This is a genomic window from Streptomyces sp. S.PB5 (assembly GCF_030403745.1).
In the GTDB taxonomy this organism is placed as follows: domain Bacteria; phylum Actinomycetota; class Actinomycetes; order Streptomycetales; family Streptomycetaceae; genus Streptomyces.
The window spans coordinates 122174-140624 of record NZ_JAQMWP010000016.1; the positions used below are offsets into that span (position 1 = coordinate 122174).

Here is an 18451-nt window from a genome sequence, read left to right on the forward strand (position 1 = left end):
GACGCGTAGATGTGGGACATGGCCGCCACCGTGCTCGTCGTCGAGGACGAGAGGGAGATCCGTGACCTGCTGCGCCGCTACCTGGAGCGCGCGGGGTACGGGGTGCTGACGACCGGCTCGGGTGCGGAGGCGGTGCGGCTGCTCGGTGAGCCGGGGATCGATCTGACGCTGCTGGATCTGGGGCTGCCGGACGTGGACGGGGACGAGGTGCTGCGCGAGGCGCGCGAGCGCGGCCGGGTGCCGGTGGTGGTGCTGACCGCGCGTACGACCGTCGAGGATCGTATCCACGGGCTGCGGCTGGGCGCCGACGACTATGTGACCAAGCCGTTCAGTCCCACCGAGGTGGTGCTGCGAGTGGGTGCGGTGCTGCAGCGGGTCGGAGGTACGGCGACGACGGCGGCATCCGTCGTGTCGTACGGCGACGGACGGCTGCGGATCGACGAGGCGCGGCACGAGGCGGTACTGGATGGCTGTTCCCTGGAGTTGACGCCCACCGAGTGGGGTCTGCTGACCGCGCTGGCTTCGGTGCCCGGTCGGGTGTTCTCGCGCTATGAGCTGGTCAACCGGGTGCGCGGCTATGAGTTCGCCGGGTACGAGCGGACGATCGACTCGCATGTGAAGAATCTGCGGCACAAGCTCGGGGAGGCCGGCACCGACCTGGTGGTGACTGTGCTGGGCGTGGGCTATCGGCTGGGGTGGTCCCGTGACCCGTGAGCCCGGGTCGCCGCGCTCCGGCGTTCGGCCGGCCGGCGGGCTCGGCCCGCTCGGGCGACGCCTGTTCGCCGCGTTCGCCGTGGTGGCGCTGGCCTCCGTGGCGCTGCTGACGGCCGCGGCGCTCGTCGGAACCGACCGCGGGCTGAGCAGCGCCCACCAAGCCGACCGGCAGCGCACCGCCGACCGGGTGGCCGCGGCGGCAGCCGACGCCTACCGGACCGGGGGCAACTGGTCGACGGCCGACCTGTCGGCGGCGCGATCCCTCGCCGCGGGCGCAGGGGCGGTGCTCACGGTGCGCAACGCGGACGACGAGACGATCTCCGGCGGCTCCGGATCCGAGTCCCGGGACGAGCACGGCATGCCCGGTTCGGGGCAGGGGCAGCACGGGCAGGGCATGGGCTCGGGCCCCGGTGCGAACGCGCTCGTGGTGGTCGGCGGCCGCACCGTAGGCTCCGTGCACCTGGCCTTTTCGGCCGGCTCCGGGTCGGCGGGTCTGTCCGTCGCCTGGGGCTGGGTGGCCGCGGCCGCCGTCGGTGCGCTGGCTCTGGCGCTGGGCGTGAGCTGGTTCGTCACCCGGCGCCTGACGGCTCCGGTCGTCCGGGTCGCCGCGACCGCGCGTGCGCTGGCCGCCGGGGACCGCAGCGCCCGGGCCCGGATCGACGCGCCCGGTGAACTGGGCGACCTCGCCCGCGCCTTCGACGCCATGGCCGACGACGTGGGCCACGCGGAGCAGGCCCGCCACCGCCTCGCCTCAGATGTCGCCCACGAACTGCGCACGCCCCTGGCCTCGTTGCAGGCGGGGCTGGAGGAATTGCGCGACGGCTACACCGAGCCGGCCCCGGACCGTCTGGCCTCGCTCCACGACCAGACCCTGCGGCTGGGCCGCATCGTCGACGACCTCGGGAAACTCGCCGAGGCCGAGTCCGCCCGGCTGTCCCTGCACCTGGCCGAGGTGGATCTGACGGCCCTGGCCGAGGCCGCCGTGGCCGAACGGGAGGCCGAACTGCGCACCGCCGGGCTGACCGTGCACACGGTCCCCGGCCCCGCTCCCCTGCCGGTGCGCGCCGACGCCGACCGGCTGCACCAGGCGCTCGGCAACCTGCTCAGCAACACCGCCCGCCACTGCCGTCCCGGCGACACCGTCACCGTCACGACGTCCGCCACGCCCACCGAAGCTCTCGTCGAGGTAGCCGACACCGGCCCCGGCATCCCCGCCGACGAGCTGCCGCACGTCTTCGACCGGCTGTGGCGCGGGGCCCGCGCTCGTGCCGGAGGCGGCAGCGGCATCGGTCTGGCCGTGGTCAAGGAGCTGGTCACCGCCCACGGCGGCACGGTCACCGCGGTCTGCGGACCGGGCGGCGGGACACGGATGACCCTCCGGCTGCCCAGGCCCGCGTCGCGGGGATCCCGACTCGGTCCGGGCTCCGTCGACGAGCCGCGAGTTGCCTCTCGGGCAAATACCCCCAGGGGTATTTGACGCCGCTCTCCGGACCGCCGTACTCTCGGCGACAAGATACCCCCGGGGGTAATTGAGGAGGCAATGAAGTGGCTCGTGAAGTGACACAGGAAGCGTTCGTGGCGGACTGGGCCGACGGCGCACTCGTCATCGACGTACGGGAGGCGGACGAATACGCGGCCGGGCACGTGCCCGGCGCGCGCCTGATGCCGCTGCGCACCGTGCCCGCCCGCTGCGGCGAACTGCCCACCGACCGGCCGGTGTTCGTGATCTGCGCCAGCGGCAACCGCAGCAAGACGGCCGCCGACCAGATGACCTCCCGCGGCATCGACGCCTACTCCGTCGTCGGCGGCACCGGCGCCTGGGCCCGCGCCGGACGTCCGGTCGCGGCCGGTTCGCACGAGCACGCCGCCTGATCCCCGTCCGACACCCGCACACCGGCCAGCCGGAAAGGAGCCCCGCCTTGGCCGCCACCCCCTCTCCCGCCAACTCCCCGATCTCCGGCCGTCACCGTGTCGCCGTCATCGGCGGCGGCAGCGCCGGCATCAGCGTCGCCGCCCGCCTGCGCCGCGCCGGCGTCAGCGACATCACCCTGATCGAACCGTCCGACACGCACTGGTACCAGCCGCTGTGGACCCTGGTCGGCGGCGGCCAGGCACCTCTGCGCAGCACCCGCCGCCCCGAAGGGTCGGTCATCCCGGACGGCGTCCGGTGGATCCGCCGCCGCGCCGTGGCCGTCGACCCGGAGGCCCGCACAGTGAGCCTCTCCGGCGGCACCGAACTCACCTACGAACACCTGGTGACGGCACCGGGTCTCCAGCTCGACTGGGACGGCGTCCCCGGCCTCGGCGAGGCCGTGGGCCACGACCGGGTGAGCAGCAACTACGCGCCCGAGTACGCCCCGCGCACCTGGGAGCTGATCCGGCAGATGCGCTCGGGCACGGCCGTCTTCACGCACCCGGCGACACCGCTGAAGTGCGGCGGGGCCCCGCAGAAGATCGCCTACCTGGCCGCCGACCACTGGCGCAAGCGGAAGGTCCTGGACCAGATCCGCATCGTTCTCGTCATCCCCGATCCGGCGATGTTCAAGGTGCCCGCCTGGTCACAGGTCCTGGAGAAGGTGGCCGCCCGGTACGGCATCGAGGTGCGGCTACGCGCCGAGATGACCGCCGTCGACGGCGACGCCCGCGAGCTCACCGTCACCGACCATGCGAACGGCACCAAGGAGACCATCGGCTACGACCTGCTGCACGCCGTGCCGCCGCAGAGCGCACCCGACTGGGTCAAGACGAGCCCGCTCGCCGACCCGGCCAGCCCGCAGGGCTTCGTCGCGGCCGACAAGCACACCCTCCAACACCCGTCGTACGACAACGTCTTCGCGCTCGGCGACGTGGCGAACCTGCCCACCTCGAAGACCGGCGCCGCGGTACGCAAGCAGGCCCCGGTGGTCGCGGCGAATCTCCTCGACGTCATGAACGGCCGTTCCCCGTCGCACCGGTACGACGGCTACACGTCCTGCCCGCTGGTGACCGCCCGCGACCGGATGCTGCTCGCCGAGTTCGACTACGACCTGAATCCCACCCCGTCGTTCCCGCTGCTCGACCCGTTCAAGGAGCGGCGCACGATGTGGCTGCTCAAGCGGTACGGCCTGCCGCCGATCTACTGGCACGGCATGCTCACCGGCCGCCTCTGACCGGTCGGCCCGGGCATCCCCCGACCCGGGCCGACCACTCCCCCTGCCCCCGACAAGGGCGGACCACAACCTTCTACATACCCCCTGGGGTATATAGCCCCGACCGACATGGAGGTCACCCGACCATGCTCTTCGCCCAGTACTACCTCGACTGCCTCTCCCAGGCGTCCTACATGATCGCCGACGAGAGCACCGGCAAGGCCGTCGTCGTCGACCCGCGCCGCGACGTCTCCGAGTACCTCACCGACGCCGCCGAGCACGGCTTCACCATCGAGGCCGTCATCAACACCCACTTCCACGCCGACTTCCTCGCCGGCCACCTCGAACTCGCCGACCGCACCGGCGCCTGGATCGGCTACGGACAGCGCGCCGAGGCCGAGTACCCCATCCGCAAACTGACCGACGGCGAACGCATCAGCCTCGGCGACGTGCAGCTGCAGATCCTCGAAACCCCCGGGCACACCCCGGAGTCGATCAGCGTCCTGGTGTACGAGCACACAGGCGACACCGTCCCCTACGGCGTCCTCACCGGCGACGCGCTGTTCATCGGCGACGTCGGCCGGCCCGACCTGCTCGCCTCGATCGGCGTCACCGCCGACGAACTCGGCCGCATGCTCTACGACACCATCCAGCACAAACTGATGGACCTCCCGGACGCCGTCCGCGTCTTCCCCGCCCACGGCGCCGGCTCCGCCTGCGGCAAGAACCTCTCCACCCAGCGCCAGTCCACCATCGGCGAACAGCGCGCCACCAACTACGCCTGCCGTCCCATGAGTGAGGAGAAGTTCGTCCAGCTGGTGACGGAGGGCCAGCCGTCCGCACCCGCCTACTTCGTCTACGACGCCATCCTCAACCGCAAGGAACACGGCCTGTTCGACGCGGCCGCCGCACCCCGGCCCCTGTCGGTGGAGGAGTTCATGAAGCGGCGTGCGGCCGGAGCCGTCGTGGTCGACGCCCGTTCCCCGCAGGACTTCGCACCCGGGTACCTGCGCGGCTCGGTCAACGTGCCCGCTGACGGCCGCTTCGCCGAGCAGGCCGGCATGGTCGTCGCCCCCGAACAGGACGTCGTCGTCATCGCACCGCAGGACCGCGAGGAGGAGGTCGTCACCCGACTCGCCCGGATCGGCTTCGACAAGGTCGGCGGCTACCTGCGCGAACCCGAGGGCGCCTTCCCGGCCCTGGCCCACGAGATGGAGCAGGCCAGCCGGCTGACCGCCGACGAGCTGCGCCGCCTGCTGGACGGCGACGAACCTCCGCTCGTGCTGGACGTGCGCAACACCGCCGAGCGCGAAGAGGGCTTCATCGAGGGCTCACTGCACATCCCGCTGGCCGAACTCGCCCGCCACGCCGACGAGATCCCGGCCGACCGGCCCCTGGTCGTGCACTGCGCGGGCGGCCACCGCTCCTCCATCGCCGCCAGCCTGCTGCGCCACCAGGGCCGCACCGACGTCTCCGACCTGCTCGGCGGTTACGGCGCCTGGCTCGCCCTGCCCGCGTCCGCCGACGTCTGAACCACCGCGCCCCTCACTCCGGGCGGCGGCAGACGGGAATCGGCCGCCGCCCGCCCCAACCCGGACACACACCAAGGAACCCAGCGATGACCATCCATGCCGACAAGCCACGACTCGATCCCGCCGCCCTGCGCGACCTCACCCGGGACGGGGAGGGCCCGCGTCTGCTGGACGTGCGCACGCCCGGCGAGTTCCGCACCGCGCACATCCCCGGCTCCTACAACGTCCCCCTCGACACCCTGCGCGAACACCGCGCCGAACTGCGCCACCACCTCGACGAGGACGTCATACTCATCTGCCGCTCCGGTGCCCGCGCCGCCCAGGCCGAACAGGCCCTCGCCGAAGCCGGACTGCCCAACCTGCGCGTCCTCGACGGCGGCGTCATGGCCTGGGAGTCCGCGGGCGGCCCGCTCACCCGAGGGCCTGAGCGCTGGGATCTGGAGCGCCAGGTGCGGCTCGTCGCCGGAGTTCTCGTCCTGGTGACCGGCCTCGCGGGCGTGTTCGTACCCGGACTGCACCTGATCGGTACCGCCGTCGGCGGCGGGCTGACCGTCGCCGCGCTCACCAACACCTGTGCCATGGGCATGCTGCTGTCGAAGCTGCCCTACAACCGCGGCCCGCGCACCGACCTCGACACCGTCGTCGCCGTCCTGCAAGGCACTCCATGATCGCCGCCATCATCGCCGCGTCCCTGCTCATCGGGGTCAGCCTCGGCATCCTTGGGGGCGGCGGGTCCATCCTGACCGTGCCCATCCTGGTCTACCTGGCCGGCATGGAGACCAAGCAGGCCATCGCCACCTCCCTGTTCGTCGTCGGCGTCACCAGTGCCGCCGGGGTCGTCTCCCACGCCCGTGCCGGACGCGTCCGCTGGCGTACCGGGCTGCTGTTCGGCCTGGCCGGCATGACCGGCGCCTACGCGGGCGGACGGCTCGCCGAGTTCATCCCCGGCAGCATCCTCCTGCTCGCGTTCGCCCTCATGATGATCGCCACGGCCATCGCCATGATCCGGGGACGGAGGCGGGCGCCGAAGAAGGTCCACCACGAACTCCCCATCCTGCACGTGCTGTTGGACGGCATCGTCGTGGGCCTGGTGACCGGACTGGTCGGCGCCGGCGGAGGCTTCCTCGTCGTTCCCGCGCTCGCCCTGCTCGGCGGGCTGCCGATGACCGTCGCGGTCGGCACCTCTCTGCTGGTCATCTCCATGAAGTCCTTCGCGGGCCTGGCCGGTTACCTCGCCAGCGTGCACATCGAGTGGGGCCTGGCGGCCCTCGTCACGGCGACGGCCGTCGTCGGCAGTCTGCTCGGCGGCCTGCTCGCCGGGCGCATCCCGCAGGACGCGCTGCGCAAGTCCTTCGGCTGGTTCGTCGCCGTCATGGGCATCTTCGTCCTCAGCCGGCAGACCGGCTCCGACCTGCGCCACACCCTGCTCACCAGTCCCTGGACCTGGGCCTCCGCAGCCGCGGCGGCGGGCATCGCCTTCAGCTGGTACATGCTCAGGCGCTCCGACCGAACACCGGAGCAGCCGGGCGACGCCTCGGCCGTGCCGGGCGACGAAAGCCCGGACCTCCTCGCCACCCGTCCGTGAGGACGGGAGGTGAAAGCCATGGACGAGAGAACGGACTCGTGAGTCGAGGCGCTCGTTCGGCTACGGCGGGCCCAAGGACAGCTGGCCGCGGTCTCCCACGCCCTGGACCGGGCCGGCTTGAAGACAGTCGCGGACGGCATTCGCCAGTGCCTCACCGAACGGCAGCGGGGGCACGTCCCGCCGCTGAGCGAGGCCGAACCGGAGAAACTGTTCCTGACGCTCGCCTGAACAGAACCCCGTAGCCCATTCCCGGGGGCGCAAGGTGATCTCCCGCGCCAACAACACCGACTGGGTCGGCCGGCCGGGCAGCCACTGCCCCGACACCGCCCGCGAGGGCGTCCGGACGCGGCTCATCCGCCCGTTCCCGGGCATCCCGTCCGAGACACTGGCGAAGGCGGAGGCGTTCACGTGCTTCGCGGACGCCCACGTACGGCACTACGTTCCGGTTCTGGCCTTCAAACGCGCCGCGGAGCAGTTGTCCCTCTGCCTCCCCACCCGGGGCGAGGCAGAGGGTGAGCCATGAGACGTATCTGCTCGGCGGGACGATCCAGAGGACCAGGACGACGGCGACAGCACGGGCAAGAATTCAACCCACGCACAAGAGTGAGGTGCACTCGATGGACGCAGCGGGCTGGGACGAGCGGTACCGCGGCAGCGAACTGGTCTGGAAGGCCGAACCCAACCGCTTCGTCGAGCAGGAGCTGGCCGGTCAGGAGCCGTCCGGGCGGGCGGTGGACCTCGCCGCCGGAGAAGGACGCAACGCCGTCTGGCTCGCGGAGCGCGGCTGGGAGGTGGACGCCGTCGACTTCTCCGCCGTAGCGCTGGAGAAGGCCGAGCGGCTGGCCGCCGAACGTGGTGTGCGGCTGCGTACCGTCCACGCCGATCTGACGCTCTGGACGGCCCCGAAGGCGATGTACGACCTGGCCCTGATCGCATATCTGCATCTGCCCTGGCCGGAGATGACCGAGGTACTGCTCCGGGCAGCCACGGCCGTGCGCGGGGGCGGGACCCTGCTGCTCGTCGGCCATCACGCGGCCAACCCCGAGCGTGGGTACGGCGGCCCGCAGGATCCGCACGTGCTGTACACCGCCGAGCAGGTTGCCGACCTGTGGCGGCCCTACGCCGACATCCTGCGAGCCGAGACGGTCACCCGGCCGGTGACCGACGCCGAGGGCAACAGCCACACGGCCCTCGACACGCTCGTCCACGCCGTACGGCGATGACCCGGGGGAACAACGCTGCGCCGCGAGACGCTGTCACTTATACCCCTCTGGGTATTCAAATCGCAGTCGATACCCGCTGGGGCTGTTACCGACCCAGCCGAGGAGCGTGAGGACGATGGCGACGGCAGGACGTGGCCGGCCCTCCACGGGCGAGGACAGCCGCCTCGTGACCGGCTGCGGGCGCAGGATCGCCGTGCGGTGCCTGCGGCTCGCGCCCGCGGAGCGGCCCATCAGCCGGGTCGCCCTCGACGTGGGCCCCGACCAGGGCGGCGAACCGGGCGTGTGGGCGGCACTCACCGCCGACGAGGCACGTGACCTGGCCCGCCTGCTCCTCCTGCACGCCGACCTGGCCGAGCGCGGCACCGAGCCCGCCGGGCCGACGCGCGAGGACTCCCCCTCCACCTGACTGGCATGACAGGCGATCGCACGGCGCTGCCGCTAGCGCGGCACCGGTTCGCCACGTGCCGCGGCAGGGTCCACGCCACTACGGCGGCCCCTGCCCCGCGGGCGGCGAACAGCGCGGCTCTCATGGCTCGTTGATGATCCCGGTGCCCGGTCACACCCCCTGTGTCGAGCACCAGCAGGTGGGTGGGGCACTGCTCGCCGATGAGGCGGGTCACCTCCGCAGCGAGCCGGGGCACGGGGACGTTGTCGAGAGCGCCGTCCAGGTGACCGGCCAGTTCCACTCGCTCGACACCCAGTTCCCGTGCCGCGCAGGCGAGTTCGCCCGCCGGCACGCGCCGTATCCCGTCCGGCAAGCCACGCCCGGCAGCTGTGCTGCCGGCCATCTCAGGTGTAGATGATCTGGCCGCCGGCCGCGTGCTCGTAGAACTCTCCGACGGTGATGATGCCCTGGACCTGCTCGACGAGGTCGTCCTTGTCGAGTTCGAACAGGTCGACGGACGCCTTGCAGGCGTAGATGCCCGCACCGGTGTCGGCGATCATCTCGATGAACTCGGGGATCGGCGGGATGTCGAGCTTGTCCATCTTGCGTTCCATGTAGCGGGTGACGAGGTCGGGGACGCCCGGCATGCCGCCCAGCAGGGTCGGCAGGTGCAGGCCGGGGTTGCCCACGGTGGCGAGCTTGATGTGCTCCCAGCGCTTCTTCGTGATCGCGTCCAGGCCGAAGAAGGTGAAGAACAGATCGGCCTCGATACCCTCGGCGCGGGCGCCGTTGGCCATGATCAGGGCCGGGTAGATCCCTTCCAGGGACCCCTTGGAGACGATGATGGAGACCTTCTCGATCGTGGCGGTGTCAGCCATGACGGCACGCACTCCTTCGTATCAGGCGTATCAGATGCAGCCGCGGGGCTTGGGAATGCCGGCGATCTTCGCGGCGGTCTTCGCCGGGCCCTTGGGGAAGAGCTGGTAGAGCTCCTTGACGCCGACGCCGGAGGTCTTGCCCAGCACCCGCACGGTGGGGCCGGTGCCCTTGGCCGCGTACTGGGCGCGCATGAAGCGGATGACGATCCAGTGCCGGTCGGTCAGGGTGTCGATACCGAGTTCCTTGGCGATCTGTTCGGCCATGGGCTCGCTCCACCGGCCGGGCTCGGTGAAGAAGCCTTCCTCGTCGACCGGGACGGGGGTGCCGTCGTAGGTGGCGGTGGGCATGACGGTGCTCCTTCGGTTCAGGCGTGGGTGTGGTGCTTGCCGTGCTCGGGCATGGCCGAGCTGATGCCGGGCAACTCCCGGCCGGGCAGCAGGCTGTGCCAGTACAGCCACTCGAAGGCGAGCTTGCCGAGGTGGTTGGCGTGCGACTCCTTGAGCAGCGGCAGGCCGACGGCGGCCGGGAAGTGGCCGGGCAGCGGTTCGGTGTCGTAGTTGAAGTCGATGAGCAGGGCCTTGTGGAAGCCGGTCTCCACGAAGCAGTTGGCGTGCCCGTCGTAGGAGGCGTCCAGCGGCTGTCCGGCCAGGAACCGGCCGATGTTGTGCACCAGTACCTCGCCCTCGAAGTGGGCCACGGACCCGGCCTTGGAGGCCGGCAGGCCCGCCGCGTCACCGATCGCGAACGCCTCGGGGTGGTCGGGGTGTTGGAGGGTGTGCGGGTCGACGGGGACGAAGTCCAGCTCGTCGCCCAGGCCCTCGGAGCGTGCGACGTACTCGGCGCCGCCGTGCAGTGGGACGACGACCGCCAGGTCGAAGGGCACCTCGCGTTCGTCGTACGACACGAGCCGGCCGCCCGGGCCGTCGACCTCGCCGAGCGTGAACTCGGTGACCAGCTCGATGCCCTTCTCCTTCAACAGCCCGCCCAGTGCCTTCGCGGCGACCGGCTTGGTGAACGCGCCGTCGAGCGGCGTGGCGTACGTCAGCTCGACCCGCTCCCGGATGCCGAGTCGCTGGAAATACCAGTCGGCTAGGAACACGAACTCCAGTGGTGCGACCGGGCACTTGAGGGGCAGGTCGGCCACGTCGATCACGAGCCGGCCGCCGTCGAAGCGCTCCAGCGCATGGTGCAGACCGACGGCGCCGGGCAGGTCGTAGAAGGTGAAGACCTTCTCGCCCCAGCCGGGCCCGGTCAGTCCCTCGGTCTCCTGCGGCAACAGCCGGGCTCCGGTGGCGACCACGAGGACGTCGTAGGACAGCCGGATGCCATCGGCGAGGTGCACTGTGTGCGCGTCCAGGTCGACCCGCTCGATGCGGGCCTGCTTGTAGTCGACGGCGGTGTTCAGCTGCCGCGGGCGGGAGCGGACGAGGTGATGCGGCTGGGCCAGCCCGAAGGGGACGAACAGCAGTCCGGGCTGGTAGACGTGGTCGTCGTCCTGGTCGACGACCGTGATCCGGAAATCCCGCTCGTCGTACGTGCGTTGCAGGCGGTTGGCCGTCATGGTGCCGGCGGTGCCGCTTCCGAGGATCACGATGTGTTTGCCCATGCCTCCACTGTCATGCGGGAAGTGGGGGCGAGGCATGGGCCGCTGGTCCCCGGCCGAGTACCCACCGGGGTATGTCTTCGGCCGGACTCACTGGCCTCAGGACTCATTTGCCCGCCGTGAACGCCCTGATAAAATACCCAGCAGGGTATACGGCCGCGAAGCCAGGTACGAGGGCCGAGCGGCCCCCGCGCACCCCGTCGGCCCCTCACCCCGCCCCCGCACTCAGCGGTCGACTGGAATCCGGAGCAGCCGACACGAGCGAGAGGGGCTCGGCCATGACCGGCAGCACACCGCAGACGCTCGGCACGAACCGCCCGCACCCCATGGACGTGCATCGCCTCGAGGTCATCCACGTCGACCGGGGCGCCTGCACGGTGGATGTCCGCGAACACCGCCTCCGGGTCGACCAGCCCGCCGAGGCGGGCGGCACGGACACCGCGCCCACCCCCACCGAGCTCTTCGCGGCGTCGCCGGCTACCTGCGTGGCGTTCTACGCGGGCCGCTACCTGCACCGGCACGGTCCGCCCCGCGCCGGCCTGCGCGTCCGTACGGAGTTCGTCACGGCCACCGACCGCCCGGCGCGTGTCGCCTCCGTGCGCCTTGTGATCGTTCCGCCGCCGGAGCTGCCCGAGCAGCGCCGCGCGGGCCTGCCGGCCGTGGCCTCGCACCGCACGGTCCACAACACCCTCCACCAGCCGCCCGAGATCGACATCGAGCTGGAGCCATGAGTACGACCTCCCTGCCGGCCGTGTCGGCGCTGCTGGAACGCATTCGCGGCGGTCTGATCGGCGACGATGAGGTGCTGGACGGTCCCTATGGCCCGATGCGCATCGTCTACGCCGACTACACCGCTTCCGGCCGCTCACTGGACTTCGTCGAGGACTTCGTCGAGGACTTCGTCCGCGAGCAGGTGCTGCCGCGCTACGGCAACACACACACGGAAAGCTCCAGCACCGGGCTGCAGACGACCCGGCTGCGCGAGGACGCCCGCCGGATCATCCGCGACGCGGTCGGCGGCACCGAGGACGATCTGGTGATCTTCTGCGGTTCCGGTGCCACCGCCGCGGTGAACAAATTGGTGGGCATCCTGGAGCTGCGCCGCCCGGACCGGCCGCCGCCGAACGAACGACCGGTGGTGTTCGTGGGCCCCTACGAGCACCACTCCAACGAGCTGCCCTGGCGTGAGTCGGTCGCCGACGTCGTGGTCATCGACGAGGACCCGGACGGCCACATCGACCTTGCCCGGCTCGAGGCGGAACTGCGGCGGTACGCCGAGCGCCCGCTGCTGATCGGCAGCTTCTCCGCCGCCTCCAACGTCACCGGCATCCTCACCGACGCCGACCGCGTCGCGCGGCTGCTGCACGCGTACGGCGCCCTGTCCTTCTGGGACTACGCCGCGGCGGCACCGTACGTCCCGATCCGGACGGCCGAGAGTGCTCCGGGCGCCGGGGACCACAAGGACGCGCTGTTCCTGTCCCCGCACAAGTTCGTCGGCGGCCCGCAGACCCCGGGCGTGCTCGTCGTCCGGCGGGAACTGGTGCGCAACCCGGTGCCCACTGCGCCCGGCGGCGGCACGGTCTCCTTCGTCGATCCGCTCGGCCACCGCTATCTCGACGACCTGGTGGCCCGCGAGGAGGGCGGCACCCCGGCGATCGTCGAATCCATCCGGGCCGGGCTCGTCTTCGCCCTCAAGCAGGCGGTCGGCACCGACACCATCCAGGCCGCCGAGGAGCGCCACTGGCGCCGCGCCCTCGCGGCCTGGGAGGGCAGCCCCGGCATCGAGATCCTCGGCAACCACCACGCCCGCCGCCTGTCCATCGTCTCCTTCCGCATCCGTCACGGCGCACGCTCCTACCTGCATCACAACTACGTCGTCGCCCTGCTCAACGACCTGTTCGGCATCCAGGCCCGCGGCGGCTGCTCCTGCGCGGGCCCCTACGGCCACCGCCTGCTCGCGATCGACTCCCCCACCTCCCACGCCCTGCGCGACGAGGTCGTCCATGGCTGCGACGGCATCAAACCGGGCTGGGCCCGGGTGAACTTCAACTACTTCATCAGCGACACCGTCCGCGACTACCTCATCGACGCCGTCGAACTGATCGCCACGCACGGCCACCGGCTGCTTCCCGACTACCGCTTCGATGCGCACACCGGACAGTGGCGCCACCACAGCGGCCCCGCCCAACCCCCGCTGCGTCTGACCGACGTGCGCTTCGGCACCGACGGCCGGATCACCGCCCCGGCCGTCGGACACCGCCGGCTGGGCGAGGCGGCACTGGCCGGCCAACTCGCCCGTGCCCGTGCGGTGCTGGCGGCCGGTCCCGACCACCTGGACGACGGCCCCACCGGACTGCCGGCCGACTTCGAGCGCATGCGCTGGTTCCCGCTGCCGCCCGTCTGCCTGGAACAAACCCGCACCGGGTCCGGTTGAACCGAGCAGACGAAGATACCCCACCGGGTATATGAGAGGAGAGGGAACCCCATGTCGACCGTCGAACTGACCAAGGACAACTTCGAGGAGACCGTCACCGGCTCCGACATCCTGCTGATCGACTTCTGGGCCGCCTGGTGCGGACCGTGCCGGATGTTCGGCCCCGTGTACGAGAAGGCGTCAGAGCGCCACCCGGACATCGTCTTCGGCAAGGTCGACACCGAGGCACAGCCCGAACTGGCGGAAGCCTTCCAGATCTCGTCCATCCCCACGCTGATGGCCGTCCGCGAGCGGACCGTCCTGTACGCGCAGCCGGGCGCGCTGCCGCCGCAGGCGCTGGAGGAGCTCATCGGGAAGATCCGGGCCGTCGACATGGAGGACGTGCGGCAGAAAACCGCCGCGGGCTCGGCGGAAGCGAACTGAGAGCTCGGGGCACCCGCGGCGCCTGTGCGGGTGCCCGGGACCGTGAGGGGTTCAGCGGCTGCGGAGAGCCGTGAGTGCGGCGTCGAGATCGGCCGCGCGCGGGCGGTTGTGCGGCAGCCTGCCGAGCACGGCCGCCATGCCGCAGGTGTCGGTGAGGGCGGAGAAGACCAGACCCCCCGCGACACCGGCGCAGACGAGCAGGAGGGCCGGATGCACCAGCAGGCCGAGGACCAGGCCGAGGAGCACCAGGGCGCCGGCCGTGAACCGGACCTGGCGCTCCATGCTCCAGCCGGCCCGCGTGTCGCAGGCCGCTGGTGTGTGCAGGTCGTGCCCCTCGGCGGCCCAGGCGCCGGTGCCGCCGGCGAGGGTCGTCGTGGTGATGCCCTGCTCGGCCAGGAGCTTGCAGGCGTTCTCGGAGCGGGCGCCGGAAGCGCACACGACGAGGACGTCGCCGCGCTCGGCGGCGTGCCGTATCTCCGGCAGCGCCCGTCGGACGTGGTCCAGGGGGATGTTGAGGGCGCCGGGCAGGTGGCCGGAGGCGTACTCGGCGGGTGTGCGCACGTCGATGACGGTCAGCTCGTGCAGCCGCGTGCGGGCCTGCTCGGTGCCGAAAGCAACAGGGGCGGGGGTGTCGGTCATGACAGATGTGATCCTTAATGGTCGCCGCCGTCCCGAACCGGGACGTACAGTACCCCTAGGGGTATTTTTCGAGGAGTGATCGTGGAACTGGAACTTGAGGGTGCGGACCTGAAGGCCGTACTGAACCGGCTGCGGCGCGCGCAGGGTCAGATCTCCGGCGTGATCCGGATGATCGAGGAGGGACGCGACTGCGAGGACGTCGTCACGCAGCTTGCCGCCGCCTCGCGCGCCCTGGACCGGGCCGGCTTCGCGATCATCGCGACGGGCCTGCAGCAGTGCGTGACCGACATGGAGTCCGGGCGCAAGAACGGCGAGGACCCGCAGGCGATGCGCGCCCGCCTGGAGAAGCTGTTCCTGTCCCTGGCCTGACGTTGCCCGCCGCGGCCTTCACAGCACCGCGTCGATCAGCATGAAGGCCGCGACCGCCAGCAGCACCAGGGCGAAGATCCGCTGAAGTGTGTGCCCGGAGACCTTCAAGGCCAGCCGCTTGCCGTCCCAGGCACCGAGAATCGCGGCCCCGATGAACGGGCCGACGACGGCCCAGTCGAGCCCCTCGACCGTGCCGGCCCGCATCGTCAGCGCGGCCAGCGAGTTGACGGTGATCACCAGCAGGCTGGTGCCCACCGCATTGCGCATCCGCATACCCAGCGCACCCACCAGCGCCGGCACGGCGAGGAAGCCGCCGCCGACACCGAGGACACCGGTGACCGCGCCCAGCCCGGCTCCGGCCCCCGCTGCCCGCCCCGGACGCACCGTCACCGCATCCTCCACGGCCGGCCGGGAGCGCAGCATGCGCAAGGCGGCCACTCCCGCGACCACGGCGAACCCCGCCGTCAGCACGGCCTCCGGGATACGTCCGGCGAGCGCGCCGCCGAGCATCGCCGGACCGATCCCGGCCGCCGCGAACAGCAGCCCCGTACGCCCGCGCACATTGCCGTCGCGGGCGTGCGCGACGAGAGCGGTGACCGAGGTCAGCGCGACGATGACCAGGCTCGCGGTCGTCGCCCCGACCGGACTGAAGCCGAGCAGGTAGATCAGTGCCGGCACGGCCAGAACACTGCCGCCGCCCCCGAGCGCGCCGAGCGCCAGGCCGATCACGGCCCCGGCGCCCAGGGCGAGGACGACAGCGCTCACGTGACCGTGCCGTTCTGTCCGCGCCCGTCCACCACCGGCAACCCCACTCGGACCCAGTCCCGCATCCCGCCGATCACATCCACGGCCTGCGAGCCGCGGGCAACGAGCAGTTCGGCGGCCTGCCGGGAGCGATTGCCGGAACGGCAGATCACGACCAAGGGCCGCCCCTGCGCACGGACGGGCAGCCCCGCCCCGGCGGCCAGCGCCGACAGGGACAGGTGCACGGCTCGCGGGGCATGGCCGGCCTGCCACTCATAGGGCTCGCGCACGTCCAGCAGTACGGCGTCACCGCCGCCGTCACCACCGCCGCCGTCGTGCCCGGTGCGCAGGGCCGCCTCCTGCACGCTCACGCGCCCTGGGCCGCTCCGGGCCCGTCGAAAGATGCTCATCTTGGTTTCTGGCTCCTGTTCGTCACATCGTCCGGGAAGACCGGCGGGCCTCTGCGGCGTCCGGTGCCTTCAGGGAGTCCGGAGGGCGAGGCCCGCCTTTTCGGCCCCGTCGAAGGAGTCGTCAACGGCGACGACGTCCCGGCCGGCGGCGTCCAGCAGGGAAGCGGCGATCGCGGCGCGCATGCCGCCCGCGCAGTGCACCCACACCTGGCCCTCGGGGACCTCGCCGAGACGGCCGTGCAGGGTGTGGATCGGGATGTGGACCGAGCCCTCGACATATCCGCCGGCCCGCTCCGACGCCCGGCGCACGTCCAGGACGACCACGTCCGCGGACCGCCCGCCCAGATCGGCGAACGTGGCCCGGCGGAAGGAGGCCGGCGCCTCGCCCTCGCGGACCCAGTCGGCCGGCCCACCCGTGGCCGCAGCGGCCGGACGGTCGATGCCCACCCGCACCAACTCACGCTGAGCGGCGGCGAGTTGCTCGGGTGAGTCGGCAAGCAGGGTGACCGGCTTGCCCCACGGGATCAACCAGGCGAGATAGGTGGCGAGCTGCCCCTCCGCCTCAAAGTTGAAGGAGCCCGCGACATGCCCCCGAGCGAACGCGATGCGGTTGCGCAGGTCCACCACCCACTCCCCCGCCGCGAGCCGCGCTGCGATCTCCTCGGCATCGGCCGTCGCGGGCGGGGTCAGGTCGACGGGCGCGGGTCCGGCGGCGTTGGCCGGGCCCATGTGCGTGTAGTAGGCGGGGACGTCGTCCAGGCCCGCCAGCAGCTCGGCGACGAAGGCGTCCACGTCCCGGGTGAGCGCCTCGTTGGAGACCTTCTCCTTGCCGATGGTCGTGTCGCTGCCCTCGGCCTGGGACGAGGAGCAGAAGCTGCCGAAGCCATGGGTGGGCAGCACGGCCGTCTCGTCGGGCAGTTCGGCGGCCAGCCGGTGCGCGGAGGCGTGCTGGGCGCGGGCCAGGTGCTCGGTCATCCGGGGCTCGACCAGATCGGGCCGCCCGACGGTGCCGATCAGGAGCGAGCCGCCGGTGAACACCGCGAGCGCCGCCCCGTTCTCCTCCAGCACGTAGGAGGTGTGGTGCGGGGTGTGCCCGGGCGTGGCCAGCGCGCGCAGAGTCAGCCCGGCGCCGGCATCGATCTCCGTGCGGTCGCCGTCGTGCACCGGCATGCGCTCGAAGAAGACGCGGGCCCCTGCGGGCACGAGATAGGCGGCGCCGGTGATGCGGGCGAGCTCCAGGCCGCCGGTCACGTAGTCGTTGTGCACGTGCGTCTCCACCACGTGGGAGATCCGCACCCCGCGCCGGGAGGCCGCCGCGATCACGCGGTCGAGGTCTCGCGGCGGGTCGACCGCGACCGCAGTCCGCTCACCGCCCGCCAGGTAGCTCCGGTTGCCGAGCCCCGACACCTCGATCGTGTCGACGAAGAACACGAGGTACTCCCTTCCAGCGAAGATTTACCCCGGGGGGTATATATTCGACCGTAGCACGAGTACCCCAGGGGGTATTTTCAAGGGCGAGGAAAGCCCGGGGAAACACCGCACGAGCACCTCGCACACGGCCGGACATCCGTCCCGCGCGAGTCGACGAGAAGGGCCACCGCCATGCGTTACGACCGCACCGTCCGCGTCGACACCGACTTCGCCACCACCGTGGAACGCGTCCGCGACGCCCTCGCGGAACAGGGCTTCGGCATCCTCACCGAGATCGACGTCACCGCCACCCTCAAGGCCAAGCTCGGCCGCGCCGCAGAGGACATCGAGGACTACGTCATCCTCGGCGCCTGCAACCCGGCCCTCGCTCACCGCGCCCTGGAGACCGACCGCTCCATCGGCCTGCTGCTGCCCTGCAACGTCGTCGTCCGCCGCGACGGCGACCGCACCGCCGTACAGGCCCTCGACCCGAACACGATGGTCTCCCTCACCGAACTCGACGCCCTGCGCCCGGTGGCAGAGGAGGCCACCCGCCGCCTCGAGGCCGCCCTCACCTCACTCACGGCGGCGGAACCGACCGACTGACGGCGCTCCGAGTCACCGCAGGCCCGACAGCGACCCCTGGTCGACGCCTACCACAACCCGGCCGGGAGGAGCCCAGACCTCACCACGAGAAGGACCCGACACCAGGAGTAGCACCTGGTCGCGCCGAACGAACCCGTTCAGCACGCTGCCGCACTGATCACCGCTCGGCCGCCTCGTCGGCCGGTTCGCCGAGCTGCTCGGCCAGCTGGAAGAGCGCGGGCAGGGCGCCGGCGACGGCAGCCCGGTCGGCGCCGTCGAGGCCGGCCAGAGCCGCGTCCATGCGGCGCTCATGGGCGGCAGTCCAGGCGGCGAGCCGCTCACGCCCGGCCAGGAAAAGACCGGCATCGAATTCCAGCCGCATTTGTGC

Annotated in this window: 24 protein-coding genes; 15 read left to right on the forward strand and 9 right to left on the reverse strand. The window is 71.6% G+C overall.

Features of this window, described 5'->3' with window-relative positions; translation table 11 throughout:
- The first annotated feature begins 18 nt into the window (after positions 1–18).
- From PH203_RS35460 to PH203_RS35505, 10 genes are all read left to right on the forward strand, one after another.
- On the forward strand, positions 19–714 hold the full coding sequence (locus PH203_RS35460; RefSeq protein ID WP_289925474.1) for a response regulator transcription factor: 696 nt from the start codon (positions 19–21) through the stop codon (positions 712–714).
- A complete protein-coding gene (locus PH203_RS35465) occupies positions 704–2191 on the forward strand; it encodes a HAMP domain-containing sensor histidine kinase (RefSeq protein ID WP_289925475.1) in 1488 nt (495 codons plus the stop codon). The genes PH203_RS35460 and PH203_RS35465 overlap by 11 nt, the downstream gene beginning before the upstream one ends.
- A gap of 68 nt (positions 2192–2259) precedes the next feature.
- Positions 2260–2586, forward strand: a complete 327-nt coding sequence (locus PH203_RS35470; RefSeq protein WP_289925476.1) for a rhodanese-like domain-containing protein — start codon at positions 2260–2262, stop codon at positions 2584–2586.
- Between the two features lie 47 nt (positions 2587–2633).
- Positions 2634–3863 carry an FAD/NAD(P)-binding oxidoreductase gene (locus tag PH203_RS35475; RefSeq protein ID WP_289925477.1) on the forward strand — a complete coding sequence of 410 codons (1230 nt, stop codon included), beginning with the start codon at positions 2634–2636 and terminating at the stop codon, positions 3861–3863.
- 125 nt (positions 3864–3988) lie between these two features.
- Complete coding sequence (locus PH203_RS35480) at positions 3989–5374, forward strand: MBL fold metallo-hydrolase (protein ID WP_289925480.1); 1386 nt, start codon at positions 3989–3991, stop codon at positions 5372–5374.
- 86 nt (positions 5375–5460) lie between these two features.
- A complete protein-coding gene (locus PH203_RS35485) occupies positions 5461–6042 on the forward strand; it encodes a rhodanese-like domain-containing protein (RefSeq protein WP_289925483.1) in 582 nt (193 codons plus the stop codon).
- Positions 6039–6959, forward strand: a complete 921-nt coding sequence (locus PH203_RS35490; RefSeq protein ID WP_289925484.1) for a sulfite exporter TauE/SafE family protein — start codon at positions 6039–6041, stop codon at positions 6957–6959. The genes PH203_RS35485 and PH203_RS35490 overlap by 4 nt, the downstream gene beginning before the upstream one ends.
- Positions 6960–7221: 262 nt before the next feature.
- Positions 7222–7482, forward strand: coding sequence for a three-helix bundle dimerization domain-containing protein (locus tag PH203_RS35495; RefSeq protein ID WP_289925485.1), 261 nt, complete (start codon positions 7222–7224; stop codon positions 7480–7482).
- Between the two features lie 94 nt (positions 7483–7576).
- Positions 7577–8182 (forward strand): class I SAM-dependent methyltransferase, encoded by a 606-nt coding sequence (locus tag PH203_RS35500; protein WP_289925486.1) that lies wholly within the window; start codon positions 7577–7579, stop codon positions 8180–8182.
- Positions 8183–8297: 115 nt separating this feature from the next.
- On the forward strand, positions 8298–8588 hold the full coding sequence (locus PH203_RS35505; protein ID WP_289925488.1) for a hypothetical protein: 291 nt from the start codon (positions 8298–8300) through the stop codon (positions 8586–8588).
- Here PH203_RS35505 and PH203_RS49770 read toward each other — a convergent pair.
- Genes PH203_RS49770 through PH203_RS35520 form a run of 4 tightly spaced genes read right to left on the reverse strand, consistent with a single transcriptional unit; the run spans position 8476 to position 11052 of the window.
- A complete protein-coding gene (locus tag PH203_RS49770; RefSeq protein ID WP_354671292.1) occupies positions 8476–8970 on the reverse strand; it encodes a PIG-L family deacetylase in 495 nt (164 codons plus the stop codon). The two genes, PH203_RS35505 and PH203_RS49770, sit on opposite strands and share 113 nt — an antisense overlap.
- Position 8971: 1 nt before the next feature.
- The gene (locus PH203_RS35510; protein WP_282703837.1) at positions 8972–9445 is read right to left on the reverse strand and encodes a DsrE/DsrF/DrsH-like family protein; all 474 of its coding nucleotides are present in this window, start codon (positions 9443–9445) and stop codon (positions 8972–8974) included.
- A 30-nt stretch (positions 9446–9475) separates the two neighbouring features.
- Complete coding sequence (locus PH203_RS35515; protein ID WP_289925490.1) at positions 9476–9793, reverse strand: TusE/DsrC/DsvC family sulfur relay protein; 318 nt, start codon at positions 9791–9793, stop codon at positions 9476–9478.
- A gap of 17 nt (positions 9794–9810) precedes the next feature.
- Positions 9811–11052, reverse strand: coding sequence for an FAD/NAD(P)-binding oxidoreductase (locus PH203_RS35520; RefSeq protein WP_289925491.1), 1242 nt, complete (start codon positions 11050–11052; stop codon positions 9811–9813).
- A 275-nt stretch (positions 11053–11327) separates the two neighbouring features.
- Between PH203_RS35520 and PH203_RS35525 the strand changes: the two genes are divergently transcribed.
- The 3 genes from PH203_RS35525 to trxA are packed head-to-tail and all read left to right on the forward strand — an operon-like array spanning position 11328 to position 13906.
- A complete protein-coding gene (locus tag PH203_RS35525) occupies positions 11328–11780 on the forward strand; it encodes an OsmC family protein (RefSeq protein ID WP_289925492.1) in 453 nt (150 codons plus the stop codon).
- A complete protein-coding gene (locus PH203_RS35530; RefSeq protein ID WP_289925493.1) occupies positions 11777–13483 on the forward strand; it encodes an aminotransferase class V-fold PLP-dependent enzyme in 1707 nt (568 codons plus the stop codon). The genes PH203_RS35525 and PH203_RS35530 overlap by 4 nt, the downstream gene beginning before the upstream one ends.
- Before the next feature lie 51 nt (positions 13484–13534).
- Positions 13535–13906, forward strand: coding sequence for a thioredoxin (trxA, locus tag PH203_RS35535; protein ID WP_289925494.1), 372 nt, complete (start codon positions 13535–13537; stop codon positions 13904–13906).
- Between the two features lie 51 nt (positions 13907–13957).
- On the opposite strand, the gene PH203_RS35540 is transcribed toward trxA, so the two are convergent.
- Positions 13958–14545 carry a rhodanese-like domain-containing protein gene (locus PH203_RS35540; protein WP_289925495.1) on the reverse strand — a complete coding sequence of 196 codons (588 nt, stop codon included), beginning with the start codon at positions 14543–14545 and terminating at the stop codon, positions 13958–13960.
- 81 nt (positions 14546–14626) lie between these two features.
- Here PH203_RS35540 and PH203_RS35545 point away from each other — a divergent pair, with 81 nt between their 5' ends.
- Positions 14627–14914 (forward strand): metal-sensitive transcriptional regulator, encoded by a 288-nt coding sequence (locus PH203_RS35545; RefSeq protein WP_289925496.1) that lies wholly within the window; start codon positions 14627–14629, stop codon positions 14912–14914.
- A gap of 18 nt (positions 14915–14932) precedes the next feature.
- On the opposite strand, the gene PH203_RS35550 is transcribed toward PH203_RS35545, so the two are convergent.
- The 3 genes from PH203_RS35550 to PH203_RS35560 form a co-directional block, all read right to left on the reverse strand.
- Entirely contained in the window at positions 14933–15679 is a 747-nt protein-coding gene (locus PH203_RS35550) for a sulfite exporter TauE/SafE family protein (RefSeq protein WP_289925498.1), read from the reverse strand.
- Entirely contained in the window at positions 15676–16068 is a 393-nt protein-coding gene (locus PH203_RS35555) for a rhodanese-like domain-containing protein (protein WP_289925499.1), read from the reverse strand. The genes PH203_RS35550 and PH203_RS35555 overlap by 4 nt, the downstream gene beginning before the upstream one ends.
- A 69-nt stretch (positions 16069–16137) precedes the next feature.
- Positions 16138–17499 (reverse strand): MBL fold metallo-hydrolase, encoded by a 1362-nt coding sequence (locus tag PH203_RS35560; RefSeq protein WP_289925500.1) that lies wholly within the window; start codon positions 17497–17499, stop codon positions 16138–16140.
- A 171-nt stretch (positions 17500–17670) separates the two neighbouring features.
- On the opposite strand from PH203_RS35560, the gene PH203_RS35565 reads away from it, so the two are divergent.
- Entirely contained in the window at positions 17671–18084 is a 414-nt protein-coding gene (locus PH203_RS35565; protein ID WP_289925501.1) for a DUF302 domain-containing protein, read from the forward strand.
- A 157-nt stretch (positions 18085–18241) separates the two neighbouring features.
- On the opposite strand, the gene PH203_RS35570 is transcribed toward PH203_RS35565, so the two are convergent.
- Complete coding sequence (locus PH203_RS35570) at positions 18242–18445, reverse strand: hypothetical protein (protein ID WP_289925502.1); 204 nt, start codon at positions 18443–18445, stop codon at positions 18242–18244.
- Between the last annotated feature and the right edge of the window lie 6 nt (positions 18446–18451).